This is a genomic window from Streptomyces sp. DH37 (assembly GCF_029813835.1).
Taxonomy (GTDB): Bacteria; Actinomycetota; Actinomycetes; order Streptomycetales; family Streptomycetaceae; genus Streptomyces.
On sequence record NZ_JARVKV010000013.1, the window covers coordinates 43,941 to 57,997 of the forward strand.

Consider the following 14,057-nt stretch of genomic DNA (forward strand, 5'->3'; position numbering starts at 1 on the left):
GGGTCCTCATTCCTTCAGTGCCCGGTGCAGGCGGTCTGCCAGGCCGGTGACGCTGCCGGCGGCCATCAGCTCCATGACGGGAAGGTCGCAGCCGAACACCCGGTGCAGCCCGGCCTTGAGCTCGATGCCCATCAGGGAGTCCAGGCCGAGGTCGGCGAGGTTGGCACCGCGGTCCACCCGCTCGGGGGGCATCTGGAGCACGGCGGCGGTGAGGGCGGTGAGCGTGTCGCCGATGAGGGCTCTCCGCTCCTCCTCGCCACCTGCCCCGGCGAACCGCTCCCTGAAGTCCTCCGCCGCCGTCCGACCGGAGTCGGCCTGCGCTCCCCTCCGCCGGCCGGCGAACCGCGGCGCCTTCAGCGCGGGCAGGATCCTGCCCATCCGGTCCCAGTCGACGTATCCGACCGCTCCGGAGACCGCTTCCCTGCTCAGGAAGCGGCCGAGTGCCGCGCAGGCCGTGTCCGGCGGGAGGAGTCCGAGCCCGGAGCGCGCGATGTTCTCCGTGAGCCGGTTGCGCACGACGTAGCCGGTCTCGCCGATGCCGCCCCAGGCGATGGCCAGGCCGGGCAGCCCCGCCGCCCGGCGCGCGCGCACCAGGGACTCCAGGTGGAGGTTGGCGGCCGCGTAGGGAGCCTGGTGGAGGTTGCCGACAAGGGCGGCGAGGGAGGAGAACACGACGAAGAAGTCGAGCGGCCGGTCGCGGGTGAGCGCGTGCAGCACGTCGCCGCCGCGGGTCTTCGCCGCGAGGACGGTGGCGAACCGTTCGGCCGTCATCTCCCGCAGTGGTGCGTCGTCGAGGTGCATGGCACCGTGTACGACGCCTCGTACCGGCCGGCCGGCGGCGTCCGCCTCGGCGAGGATCGCCTCGATCGCCCCGGCGTCGGTGACGTCGGCGGCGTGCGCCCGGACCCGCGTGCCCAGGGCGGAGAGTTCGTCGAGCAGGGCGGGCGCTTCGGGCGAGGCCGCGCCCCGGCGGCCGACGAGTGCCAGCGCGCCCGCGCCGCGGCGGGCGAGGTACCGTGCGGTGGCCGCTCCGAGGCCGCTGAGGCCGCCGGTGACGAGGTAGGTGGCGTCCGGGTCCAGGCGCAGCGGCTCGTCGGGTCGTTCCACGCGCACCGGCTCGGCCTCGTCGAAGACGACGACGACCTTGCCGAGGTGCCGGGAGTGCCGCAGACCGCGCAGCGCCTCCTCGACGCCGGTGGCCGGGTGGGTCTGGTGCGGCAGCGGCCGGTACTCCGCCGCGGCCACCCTCCGCGCCACCTTCGCGAACGCCTCGGCCACCGCCTGCGGCGCGTCGGCGGCCAGCCGGATGACGTCGACGGCGAAGTAGGAGAGGTTGTCGCGGAACGGGCGCAGCAGCATGGGCTGGTTGCCGTGGATGTCGCGCTTGCCCAGCTCGACGAAACGGCCACCGGGCCGCAGGCACTCCAGCCCGCGCGCGATGGCCTCGCCCGCCAGGGAGTTGAGGACCACGTCGACGCCCCGGCCCTCCGTGACGTCCCTCACCCGGTCGGCGAAGGAGAGGCTGCGGGAGTCCAGGACGTGCTCGGCGCCGAGCGCGCGCAGGAGGTCCCGCTTGGCCGGGGTGCCCGCCGTGGCGATCACCGAGGCTCCCAGACCGCGGGCGTACCGCAGCGCCGCGAGACCGACCCCGCCGGCCCCGCCGTGCACCAGCAGCGTCTCCCCCGGCGCCAGCCGGGCCAGATCCTCGAGGCTGTGCTGCACGGTGAGGTACACCGCCGGCAGGGTCGCGGCCTCGCTGTAGCCCATGCCGTCGGGGATGCGTCCGGTCTGCTCGGTCCGCACCCGCACGTGGGAGGCGAGCGTGCCGTGGCCGAACGCGAACACCCGGTCCCCCGGGGCGGGTTCCACCACTCCCGGCCCGACGGCGACGACGTCCCCGGCGCACTCGAGACCGAGCGCCGGCCCGCCGGGCACCGGTGGTTCGGCGCCGGGGGGCAGCAGCCCCGCGGCCAGCATCACATCGCGGTAGTTCAGCGCCGCGGCCCGCACCCGGACGACCACCTCGCCCCGGCCCGCCGTCGGCGGCTCGGCAGGCACCCACGCCAGCCGGTGCCCGAGCCCGGGGTCGCGCAGCCGGAGGGTGTAGGGGCGGTCGGTGCCGTCCTCCTCCCGCGCGGGCGGCACGCAGTCCGTCGATCGCGGCACGAAACGGCCCCGGCGGGTGAGGACCACTTCGTCGTCATCGGTGGGATCGAGCAGTTCCCGCGCGATCCGTCCGGCGTCCCCGGCCGGGTCCGCGGAGTGCTCCAGGGACAGCCGGCGGACCGCCAGTCCCGGTCGCTCGTTGGCGAGCACGCGTCCGACCCCCCACACCGCGGCGTCTGCGGGGTTCCCGGCCCCGGCCGGCTCCGGGAACAGCCCGGTCTCCCCGGTCACCAGCCACAGCGCGCCCCCGCCGTCCGGCCGTGCGGCACCGCAGGCGTCCGCCGCGGCCCGGACCAGTCCGGCCCTGCGCACCGTGACGGCCTGGGCCTCCTCCTCCCCCGCCGGGGCGTCGAAGAGCAGGACCACGCCGTCCGGCCGGCCCTCCCCCAGTGGCAGTCGGTCCTGCCACGTGCCGGAGAGGCCCGAGAGGTCCACGACGTCGGCTTCGGCGCCCGAGGAGGTCAGGAACGAGGCGAGAGCCGGGCCGAGGGCGCCGTCCGGCCGCTCGGCCACCACGGCCCAGCGGCCCGGTGCCGGGGACGGTGGTGCCGCCCCCGGCTCCGCCCCGGCGGGCCGGGGGCCGCGGCGGGCGCACAGCACGGAGTAGGCGTCCCCTCCGACGGCCTCCCCCGTCCGGACCACCTCGTCGAAACCGCACCGTTCGAGGAGCGGGGCCCATCCGGTGTGGGGCATCAGCGGTGTGGTGCGCAGGCCGTGGTCGGCGAGGGCCCAGTAGCCGTCGAGGAGGCCGAAGCACGGGCCGAGGAGTTCCTCGTCATGGCTCTCCAGGGCGAGCAGGTGGCCGCCGTCCGCGAGCAGGGCCGCGAGGCGGCGCGCCGTGGCGCTCAGGTCGCTGGTCGCGTGCAGCACGTTCGCCGCCACGACGAGGTCGAAGCTCCCCTCCGTGAAGTCCTGCCGCACCGGATCGCGCTCCAGGTCCAGGGTCCGGTACTCGACGAAGTCGTGGGCGCCGAAGCGGGCCCGCGCCCGGGGGAAGAAGCCCTCGGAGACGTCCGTGTAGACGTACCGGGTGAGGTGGGGCGGGAGCGCCGGGAGCAGTACGGCCGTCGTGCCGCCGGTGCCCGCGCCGACCTCCAGCACGCGCAGCGGACGGTCGGCCGGCCATGTCCTGAGCGCCTCGGTCAGCAGGGACCGGGCGTGCCGGCCGAGGGCCCGCATGTCCGGTGTGTCGTTGTAGAGCGCTTCGACGAGGTGCCGGTCGGCCTCGGCGAACAGCACCTCCCGGGGGTCGGTCTCACCCTTGAGGATCTGCGGCAGGCAGGTGCCGCACCGGGTGTAGACGGCGATGGCCGAGATCCATCGCGGGAAGTCCTCCGCGCAGGAGCGCACGTGATCCAGCGGCCGGGCCGTGCCCGTGAGGCGCCAGCGCTCGCGGCCCGGCGTGCCCGTCCGTTCGAGCAGGCCCGCCCGCTGCGCCATACCGGTCAGCAGGAGGACGTACCGGTCGTACCGCGGCCGCACCCCCGCGGCCCTCAGGTCGCCCGTTGTGAACTCCCGCGCCCCGGGAAGCAGCCGGGCGAAGGTGTGCGCGGCCCAGTGGCCGATCGCGGTCTTGATCCGCGGGACGAAAGCGGAGTCCGCTGAACCGCGGTCGTCCTGTCGTTCCTTCCCCTCCGCGCTCCGGGTGACCGCGCGGAGCAGACGCGCCGGCGCGGGGAACGGGACCGGTCCGTCCTGGTGGTCGCCCTCGCGGGGCGCGGCCCGCAGCACCTGCGTCACCTGCTGGAGCTCCTCGGTCCGGCCGGCCGCGACACCCCTCAGTCGGCACCCCGCCAACTCCGCCACGACCCGGCCGTCCCCGTCCGCCACGGTGAGGTCGAGGACGGCGTCCCGGAGTCCGTGCGACACCGACCGCGCGTGGATCAGACCGCGGTCCGGGAGCCGGTCCCACACGCGCGCCGCCGCAATGGCGGTCGGCACGTACGCCCGGCCGCCGGACAGGGCCGTGAGCAGGGGGGAGGCCGCCTGCAGCGCGCCGTCGAGCACGGTGGGGTGGGCCTCGTAGCCGTCGTCGCGCGCCGAGGGTTCCCGGCCGTACTCGGCCAGCACCTCGCCCTCGCCCGCCCACAACCGGGTCAGCACCCGGAAGGACGGGCCGTACTCCAACCCGGCCCGTGCCGCCTCCTCGTAGTGGCGTGCCGCGTCCACCGGGGTGCCGGCCCGGTCCAGCCGCTCGCGTACGGCGCCGAGGTCGACGGGGTCCGGCGGCCGGGCGGCCAGGCGGCGGACCCGGCCGCGGGCGTGCGTCTGCCAGGAGGCCGCGGTGCCGACGCGCGAGGCGATGCGGACCACGCCGTCCTCCTCCGACAGCGAGGTCTGCAGCACCACCTCGTCGGTCGCGTCGTCGCGGGGCGCGACCATCGCGCGCACGATGTCGAGGTCGGTGACCTCGACGGCGCCCGCGAAGGCGGCGCGCCCGGCGGCGAGGGCCGCCTCCAGGTACGCCGTGCCGGGCATGACCGCGGCCCCGCCGACCCGGTGGTCCTCCAGCCAGGGCAGCCGGAGGCTGCTCAGGGTCTGGTGCCAGGCGGGCTCGGCGACGGCCACGCGGCGGCCCAGCAGCGGGTGGACGAGACTCGGGTCCTGCGGAACCCGGACCCACCCGTCGGGCGAGCCGTTCCAGTGGCGCTCGTACTGCCAGGGGTACGAGGGGAGGGTGACGACCCGGCCGGGGCGCGGGAAGAGGTCGTCACCGGTCCGGACCCCCGCGGCGAGCAGGTGCGCGACCGTCCGGCGTACCGCCTCGGGGCCGCCCTGGTCCCGGTGGCAGGTCGGTACCACCGCCGCCGCGGTGACCAGCCTCTTCAGGTAGGGAGCGAGCACGGCGTGTGGTCCGATCTCGACGAACAGGCCACAGCCGTCGTCGGCCAGCGCCCGTACGGCGTCGGCGAACAGGACCGGTTCGCGCACGTTGCGCCACCAGTGGTCCGCGTCCAGTTCCTCGCCCTCGACGAAGCCGCCGGTGACGGTGGAGGCGAGCGGGGTGCGGTGGGCGCCGGGACGCAGCCGGGCGAGGGCCGCCTTCAGCGGTTCCCCGATGCCGTCCATGGCTCTGCTGTGGAAGGCGTAGTCGAGATCCAGTTCGCGGAAGAAGACGCCACGGGCTTCCATGTCCCGGCCCAGCTCGGCCAAGGCAGCCGGGTCTCCGGCGAGGGTGACGTCGGTGGGGGTGTTGACCCCGGCCACCTCCAGACGGCCCGTGCGGGCGGCGACCTCCTTCCGGGCGTCCTCCCACGGCAGGCCGACGGCCGCCATCCGGCCGCGTCCCGCGGTCGGCGCCTGGGCCCGGCTGCGCTCGGCGACGACCGCGCAGGCGGAGGCCAGGTCGAGGGAGCCGGAGACGTGGGCGGCGGCGATCTCGCCGACGCTGTGACCCACGACGGCGTCCGGCCGGACGCCGTACGCCTCCAACAGCCGCACGAGGCCGGTCTGCACGGCGAACAGCAGCGGCTGGGCGACCTCGGTCAGGTGGAGCCGGGATTCCCGCGCGGTGAGCTCCTCGACGACCGACCAGCCGAGCCGGGGGGCGAGTTCCGCGTCGACGGCTTCCACCGCCTGCCGGAAGGCCGGCTCGCCACGCAGGAGTTCCACCCCCATGCCGTGCCACTGGCAGCCGTTGCCCGAGAAGACGAACGCGACCTTGCCCGACGCGGCCGGGACGGCGGGGACCGCGCCGTTCGCCACCGCACGGAGCGCCTCCGCGGCCTCGACGGGGTCGCACGCCAGCACGGCGGCGCGGTGCTCGTGGCGCGCGCGGCGCACGGCCGAGGTGTAGGACACGTCGCGGAAGTCGCACGCGTCGGTCAGCTCCAAGTGCTGCGCCATCCGCTCCGCGACGGTCCGCAGTGCCTCGGGGGTGCGGGCGGAGACCACCACCGGAAGTCGGCCGGCGGGTCCGGGAGCCGGCTCCGCGTCCTGTTCGGGGGGTGCGGTGAGGACGACGTGGGCGTTGGCACCGCCGAAACCGAAGGAGTTGACGCCCACGTACGGCCGTCCGCCGGTCCGCAGTTCCTCGAAGCCGACCACGGGCCTGATGTTGTGGCCCGCGAAGTCGATGTGCGGGTTGAGCGGCTGGGCGTGCGGGGTGGCCGGGATCCCACCGTGACGCAGGACCAGCAGCGCCTTGAACACCCCGGGCATGCCCGAGGCGGCCTCGAGGTGGCCGATGTTGCTCTTCACCGAGCCGATCGGCAGGGCGCCGGTGGAGCGGCCGGTCCCCAGTGCGCGGCCGACGGCCGCGCACTCGACGGGATCGCCCACCGGCGTACCGGTACCGTGCGCCTCCAGGTACGCCAGGTCGTCGGGCGACAGTCCGGCTTCGGCGTACACCTCGCGCAGCAGCGCTTCCTGGGCCTCGGCGCTGGGCAGGGCCAGCCCGGAAGTGCGGCCGTCGTTGTTGGTGCCGCCCGCGACGATCACGCCGTGGATCCGGTCGCCGTCGGCAAGCGCGTCGTCCAGCCGTTTCAGCAGGGCGAGGCCGCCGCCCTCGGATCGGACGAACCCGTCCGCCTCGGCGGAGAAGGCTCGGCACCGCCCGCTGGGAGAGAGCATCGACGCGCCCGAGAAACCGGCGAACCCCTGGGGGTTGATCAGGATGTTGACACCACCGGCCAGCGCGGCCCGCGAGCGTCCGGAGCGCAGGTGCTCGCACGCCTGGTGCAGGGCCGTCAGCGCCGACGAGCACGCCGTGTCCACGACGGTGCTCTGTCCGTGCCAGTCGAAGAAGTGGGAGACGCGGTTGGCCGTGTTGGAGACCGCCATGCCCGTGATGGTGTACGCGTTGCCGGTGTGCGGGGCGCAGGACTGCAGTTCGCCGTAGTCCCGGCTGGAGCAGCCCACGAACACGGCGGTGTCGGAGCCTGCCGTGCTCCGGTGGTCGATTCCGGCGTCGTCGAGCGCTTCGACCGCCAGCTCCAGCACCAGCCGCTGCTGGGGGTCCATCCGTGACGCCTCGCGCGGGGAGATGCCGGTGAAGAAGGAGGTGTCGAAGCCCGTGATGTCGTCGAGGAAGCCCCCCGCCGCCGAATAGCTCACGCCGGGGCGCCGACGCCTTGCGTCGGTGAAGTCGGCGGCGGGGAAGCGGTCCTCGGGAACGGTGGTCACCACGTCACGGCCGATGACCAGCACCCCCCAGAGATCGTCCAGGTTCCGGATGCCGCCGGGAAGGCGGCAGGCCGCGCCGACGACGGCGATGGCGCGCGGAGGCAGTGACTGCCGGGAGCGGGACACGGGGCCTCCAGGGGTCGTGAGAGGGGAAGGGGCGCGCGGGGTGTGGCGGGTGTTCACATGTCTGCGGTCATCCGGTCCCGGGCGTGGGAGCCGCCCCGGTGAAGCCCATGGCCCTCGCCAGGTAACCCCGGTCGACCGGCGCCGGATCGGGGAGTCCGCTCGTCCACTCGGCAGCCGACCCGCGGCCGTAGGTCCGCCTGTGGTGGCAGTAGCTCAGGAATCCCGGCAGGTGGTCCACGACGAAGCGCTCGGCCGGCGTGGGGTCCGGCAGGTCGCCGACGCAGTCGAGCCTGAGGCCGGGGTGGCGGGCCTCGACGGCTTCGACGATCAACCGCATCGCCGTCTCCTCCGGGTGCACGACGTGGAACGTCCGCACACCGCGGCCGAGGTCCTCCGTGGCCGCGTCGTGGCCGATGCGCAGCATCGCCTCCGTGGCGTAGCCGTCCGGAACGATGTTGAACTCCGCGTCCGCGGGCACGCGCAGCCTCAACCGCAGTTCCGGCCCGCCCCGGCGCCGCGACACCGCCGGAGGGATCCCGGGCGCGCCGTTCCGGGCGATGGCGTCGATCATGTCGCCCAGGACGCGCAGCGGGTGCCCCGGCATCCCCTCCCGGTGCGCCGCGTCGGAGGCGACGATGCTGGGGCGCAGGACGACGACCGACCGGCCCAGTCGCCGTGCCCAGTCCCGCACCAGCGTCTCCGCCCGGTACTTGGACTCGTCGTAGTGGGTCTCGAAACCGAACACGTCGGTGAGGTTCTCCTCGGCGACCACACCCCTTCGGCGACCGCCCGCCACCGCCACGGTGCTCATGTGGACCAGCCGGCAGTCGGGCGGGGCCGACTCGGCCAGCTCCAGGATGCGCTCGGTGCCGTGCACGTTGGCCCGGAACAGCCGCTCGCGCTCCCCCGTCAGCGCGATGTCCCCGGCACAGTGCCAGATCGCCTCGGCCTCCCGGGCCAGGCGCCCGTACACGGCGGGCGCCAGGCCGAGCCACGGCCGGGTGACGTCGCCGCTGACGCAGCGCAGCCGCGAACGGGCCCGTGCGCCGATTCCGCCTCCCGCGAGGTTCTCCAGTGTCGTGAGGACCCGGAACCGCAACTCGGAGGCGGCTCCCCTGCCCAGTACGGTGACGTGCCGCCCACGGGTGGTGAGCAGACCGAGCAGGAGCCTCGAGCCCAGGAATCCGGTGGCGCCGGTGAGCAGTGTGGTCACGCGGAGCAGCATGGACCGGTTCCCGGAAGAACATCAATCACTCTTTGGAATTAACCGATTACTTTATGTTTTCGCCAAGTTATGTGTATGGTTCGCCCGCCGGGAAGCGATTCGCGCCCCGAACGGAGGCCGAGCGCCCGAGCCGTCGCGGGTCGCCGGCCCCGGAGTCCGCCGCCTGCCCGTACCCGCCCGCCCCCACCGCCACGACGCCGGGACCGACGGCTTCCCTCCCGCGCCCGCACACGACCCGCCCGCCCTTCCCCGGCGGAACCGCGCAAGCCCGACTCCCAGGAGGCCGTCATGCCCATCGCCCTCGTAACCGGCGCCACCTCGGGCATCGGCAGGGCTTTCGTGCGGCGTCTCGCCCGGACACGCCACGATCTGATCGTCGTCGCCCGTACGCGGCACCGTCTGGAGGAGCTCGCCGAGGACCTGCGGCGGGAGGCGGGCGTCCGGGTGGAGGCCCTCGCCGCGGACCTGTCCACGGTCGGGGGCTGCCGGTCGGTCGAGGACCGCCTCGCCGCGGCACCGTCCGTCGACCTGCTGGTGAACAACGCGGGGATCATGTTGAGGGAGCCGTTCCCCTACACCGACGGCGCCGACGAGGAGCGAATGCTGGCGGTGAACGTCCACGCGGTGCTGCGACTCACTCATGCCGTCCTCCCCGCCATGATCGAGCGGAGGTCGGGCCGGATCGTCAACGTCGCCTCGTTCAGCGCGCACGGTCCCGGCGGCCTCGCCACCACCTACCCGGCCAGCAAGTCGTGGGTGCTCGCCTTCTCCGAGGCGGTGGGCGGGTCGGCACGGGTACGCCGGGCCGGTGTCCGGGTCATGGCGCTCCTGCCCGGCTTCACCCGCACCGAACTGCACGAGCGCTCCGGCATCGATCTGACGGGCCTGCCCCGCTGGATGTGGCTCGACGCCGACCGGGTGGTGGCCGCCGCACTGCGCGACCTGGAGCGCGGCAGGAACGTCAGCGTGCCCAGCGTGCGGTACAAGCTGGCGGCCTGGGGACTGCGCCACTCCCCGCGCCTCCTCCTGCGCCCCCTGGCATGGGACTTCTCGGCGCCGAGCGGATTCTGGCATCCCCGCACCGGCCGCTTCCGGAAGCCCACGTGAACCGTCGGCGAGGTCCGCGACGCGGTGGGCCTCCACCTCGATCCGCCCGAGTGCGCTTCGATGTCCCCCGTGGACGGCGGGCGCCGGGTCCGGGCACCGGAACCGCTCCCCACCAAGTCCTCAGCAGCACTGCCCGGGAGGCCCCGGGTCCCCACGGAGTCGCCCAGTGGACGGGCGGTTTCGCCACGTGCACGGCAGCCGGCCTCCCGCTGGGGCAGATGCGCGGCGAGAACGGCCGCCGGGCTTCGGCGGAGAGCGGGAGGAGCGCGGGGTCGGGAGTCGCTGCCGTCCGCCTCATCGGTCCTCGCCCGGACGTGCCGGGGGGCTCGGGCCGTTGCCTCCCACGGCCCGCCCCGCTCGGGCCCGGCGCTTGCCGAGGCGATAGAGGTGGAAGCGCGAGCCGGTGCGGTGGGGTGGAAACGGCTCGGGGACGAGGGTGCGCAGACGGACCGCGTCCCGGAGCGAGGATTCGAGGGAGCCGCGCAGGACGCGGTCGCTGGTCTCGATCACCACCAGGCACGGCACGCGGTCGCGGGACCGGTGGATGTTCCCGATGATCTCGGGCACCGGGGGCGAGGTGCGGGTCAGGTCGAGACCGTCCGGGGTGAAGGCCGGGCCCCAGGCGGGCTCCACGAGGTAGACGTCGCGCTCGCTGCGGGCGGGCAGCACGCCGAGCAGGTCGCGGTAGTCCGCCAGACGGAGGTCGACGGCGGAGCCGACACGGTCGAGATTGCGTCGGCTGACATCGTGGACGACCGGGTCGAGTTCGGAAGCGTACACGGGGCGGCCCAGGCGCCGGCCGAGGTGGTGGCCGAAGTTCCCGGAACCGCAGAACAGGTCGACGACCATCGCCTCGCCGTCGGCCTCGGGAGCGTCGGCCTCGATCTCGGCGATGGCGTCGGCGACGGCCACGGGATGGGGGTCCTTGGTGCACTCGACAGCGGTACGGCCCAGGATGCGGAGCCCTCGGGCCTCCATCTCGGGTGCGGGGACGCCGTAGAGGGACAGTTTCTCGGGGCGGCCGCACATGAGGCGGCCCGCCTCGCACAACTGGTCCGTGGTCAGGACGCGGTTGCGCAGGGGGCCGAGCAGCCGGTTCCTGAGAGCGAAGTAGGCCGCGTGGCCCGGTTCCTCAGAGGTGTTCAATCCGCCTCCAGGCAGGGGGGAGGTTCCGCTGCCCGGCGCGCGCCGGGTGTGGTGCGAGCCGCAGCGGCCGACCGGTCCGGCCGTTCCCACGGGGCCGGGGCCCGTCGGCCGTCACCCGTTGCTCCGAGGGGGAGGATCCTGGTCAGCACCGCGTGGACCGATTCGCCGCCGAGCAGTTTCCGCAGTTCCTCGACGCCGTGCCGCCGCCGCTCCGGGGTGAGCGAGAGGTGGTGTTCGATCCGCTCGTTGAGCGTTCCGCGGAACGCCGCGTAGAGCTCGTCGTCCTCCCGTACGCGGCCGGCGATCTCCACGAGCGCCGCGGTCCCGGCGAAGTCGTCCTCGGGCACCCGGTGGTGCGGCAGGACGTCCGCGAACCGGCCGGCGTTCCGGCCGAAGAGCGTGCCGTCGAGCCGGCGCAGGGTGTAGACGTGCGCGTAGTGCTGCTCGTGGATCCCGAGCGGCAACCGTCCGAGGGCCAACGACTCGTGGAGTGCCGTGAGTCCTGGGGCGAGCAGGTAGCCGGGCGTGCTCGCCACCGCCCGCAGCAGGTCGCGCTGCCGCAGGAGGCGACAGTCGGCCCGTCGGCCGGCAACCGAGACGGTCCGCTCCCCGCGCCCGCCGAAGGGGCCGCCGCACACCAGAACGCGCGGGAACCGGGGCCAGTCGCGCAGCAGGTCGGGGATCCAGCGGTGGAGCAGGCGCAGGTAGTCGTTGTTGACGTCGAAGTCCAGGAGGAAGTTCTTGAACCCGCCGATGTTGACCAGCAGGTCGTGCTCCGGTTCGGCGTCGCGGGGGGTGTTCCTCAGTCCTTCGAGGTCGACGATCGGGCCGGTCAGGTGGATCGCGGGCCCGGGGCCGAGAGCGGCGAACTCGGCCGCGCGCTCGGGGACGCCCGGGAAGTTCTGCACCACGCTGTGCGTGGCGAGCAGGTGTGCCGCGACGATGCGCTCGTGCGGTGAGAGAGCCGCCAGGTGCCGGTCCGCCGCGGCGTAGGAGGAGCGCGGCATGCTCGCGCACAGGTCGCGGATCCGGGCCAACGGCCGTGTGAGCCGCCAGAAGCCGAACAGGCTGTCCACCATGACCACCGGCCGCCGCGCCACGACGGACCGCAGGGCCAGTTCGGCGTCCATGACCGAGACCACCTGGTCACCGGTCTCCAGCAGGCCGTCGATCACCGCGGCTCCGGTCCTCCCGCGCGTCCCGCCGGTCTCGTGTATGACGTCGAAGGCGTCCGGGTTGCGCCGCGCGAACGTCGCCGCCACGCCGCCGCCGACGAACACCCGCTCGGAGCCGGGGAGCAGCCGGGAGACCGCGACGAGTTCGGAGACCGGGCCGAAACCGCAGTTCTGGGCCCCCATCACGATGCGCATGTCAGCGTCCCCCACCGGTGCGGCCCGAGGTCACCGCGCCGGACGGGAGCGCGAACACCCCGGCGAGTCGCCTGGCGAACTCGGCCGGGTACCTCGCGTAGCCGACGTGGCCGCCGGGGAACAGCACCCGTTCACGGCCGAGCCGCTCCGCGAGGACGACCGCGGGCCGGTGGACGGCGTGGGTGCGCGAGTCGTGACCGCCTGCCACGACGATCCGGTCCGCCACTGGCGCGAGCCTGGTGAGGTCGGGCACGAAACGCGTGACCGGCCTGACGGTGTGGGCCAGGAAGAACGCGGTGTTGTCGTGCGCCTCGGGCAGCGCCGGCGCGGGCCCGTCGCCGAACACGAGCTGGAGCTTGCTCATGGCCGCCGCCACGCCCTCGCGGCGGAACGTCTCGTGGACGTCCTCGAAGAACGCCAGGTGGTCCTCGGCGTCCGGCAGCAGCCCCATCGCGGGCGGTTCGTGGGCGATCGTCAAGCGGATCCGGGCCTGGCCGCGGACGGCGAGTTCGATCGCGACGAGGCCGCCCGAGCAGCTTCCGAAGACGTGCACGGGCTCGTCGGGCCCGGTGAGGTGATCGAGCAGGCGGTGCGCGTCGTCGGCGTGCTCCTCGATCCGCTGGTCCGTCGGCGGACCGTCGAGAGGACTGCGCGAATTGCCGCGCGGGTCGTACGTGATGACGCAGTGGTCCGCGGCCAGGGCGGCGGCCAGGCGCCTGAAGACGGCCGCGTCGGAGTTGCCGCCCGCGATGAGCAGCACCGGCGGCCCTTCCCCGCGCACTTCGAAGTGAAGCCTCGCGCCCGGTACCGCGAGTGTGCCGCTCTCCTGTGGATCCATCACACTCCAGGGTTCGAAGCCGACGCGGCGCTCCGGGGGTCCGGGCTCCGGGGAGATCGTCCGCGTGGGGAAACGCGCGGGAGTCCGCATCCCGCCTGCCGCCCGCACGGTCCACTGACTCACACCCGTGTCCTGGGCGGCAAGGCGTGGAGCGGGGAAACGGAGGCGTCACCCAGCGCGGTTTCCACAGGGGCAGCGCACGAGGCCCCGCCTGCCTCCGGCACCGCTCCCGCGCGCTCGTCTCACGAACGGGCGTGCCGGGCATCTTCCCCGTGCACGCCGCCCACCCCGAAGGAGGCCGCCTCATGTCCGTCATGAGAGCACGGGCACGCTCGGCAGTTCTGGCAACCGCCGTCACCATGCTCTGCACCGGCGCCCTGGCCGCCGGGCCCGCCCGCGCGGAACCACTCGCACTGCTGCAGTGCCAGGGGACCGAGTCCGTCGCCTACAGTCCGGGGGTCACCTTCCAGCCGCAGGACATCGACGTCACCACCGACGGGCACCTCGGTTCGTGCGTCGACGGCGCGGGCGAGGTGACGAGCGGGGCGTACGGGGAGCGGTTCGCCCTCCACGCCGGCTGCAACGACCTGCTCGGCGGATTCCGGGGTCTTCGGACCTTCACGTGGAGCACCGGCGACACCAGCGTCGTCGAAGCCGAGGGCAGCAGCACCGCGGTCGCCGGGCAGGTCGTCACCACACTCACCGGGACCGTCGTCCAGGGCCGCTTCCAGGGCCGCTCGGCGACCCAGGTCATCACCCTTCCGCAGCCGGGACTGCTGCTGTGTCTGACCACCGGTGTCACGGGCGCGGCCGGGGTGACGACGCTCACCGTCGTCTGAAGCCGCCCATACCGCCGATCCGTCGGGCGCGGCGGACCCGGGTGCCCGGGTCCGCCGCGCGGGTCCGGGACGCGAGCGGCCCGCCGTTTGAGCCCTCCCGCCCCTCCCACCACCAG

General features: G+C 74.3%; 7 protein-coding genes. 2 read left to right on the forward strand and 5 right to left on the reverse strand.

Annotated elements, in window-relative coordinates:
- Positions 1-6: 6 nt before the first annotated feature.
- Positions 7-7,416 (reverse strand): type I polyketide synthase, encoded by a 7,410-nt coding sequence (locus QC029_RS09850; protein WP_279555147.1) that lies wholly within the window; start codon positions 7,414-7,416, stop codon positions 7-9.
- Between the two features lie 67 nt (positions 7,417-7,483).
- Entirely contained in the window at positions 7,484-8,629 is a 1,146-nt protein-coding gene (locus QC029_RS09855) for an SDR family oxidoreductase (protein ID WP_279555148.1), read from the reverse strand.
- A gap of 300 nt (positions 8,630-8,929) precedes the next feature.
- Here QC029_RS09855 and QC029_RS09860 point away from each other — a divergent pair, with 300 nt between their 5' ends.
- The gene (locus tag QC029_RS09860) at positions 8,930-9,748 is read left to right on the forward strand and encodes an SDR family oxidoreductase (protein WP_279555149.1); all 819 of its coding nucleotides are present in this window, start codon (positions 8,930-8,932) and stop codon (positions 9,746-9,748) included.
- Positions 9,749-10,042: 294 nt separating this feature from the next.
- Here QC029_RS09860 and QC029_RS09865 read toward each other — a convergent pair whose 3' ends face one another.
- Genes QC029_RS09865 through QC029_RS09875 form a run of 3 tightly spaced genes read right to left on the reverse strand, consistent with a single transcriptional unit; the run spans position 10,043 to position 13,024 of the window.
- A complete protein-coding gene (locus tag QC029_RS09865; protein ID WP_279555150.1) occupies positions 10,043-10,894 on the reverse strand; it encodes a class I SAM-dependent methyltransferase in 852 nt (283 codons plus the stop codon).
- Positions 10,891-12,264: a hypothetical protein gene (locus tag QC029_RS09870; protein ID WP_279555151.1), complete on the reverse strand. Its 1,374-nt coding sequence runs from the start codon at positions 12,262-12,264 to the stop codon at positions 10,891-10,893. The genes QC029_RS09865 and QC029_RS09870 overlap by 4 nt, the downstream gene beginning before the upstream one ends.
- Before the next feature lies 1 nt (position 12,265).
- Entirely contained in the window at positions 12,266-13,024 is a 759-nt protein-coding gene (locus QC029_RS09875) for an alpha/beta fold hydrolase (RefSeq protein WP_279555152.1), read from the reverse strand.
- Positions 13,025-13,407: 383 nt separating this feature from the next.
- Between QC029_RS09875 and QC029_RS09880 the strand changes: the two genes are divergently transcribed.
- Complete coding sequence (locus QC029_RS09880) at positions 13,408-13,941, forward strand: hypothetical protein (RefSeq protein ID WP_279555153.1); 534 nt, start codon at positions 13,408-13,410, stop codon at positions 13,939-13,941.
- Positions 13,942-14,057 lie beyond the last annotated feature (116 nt).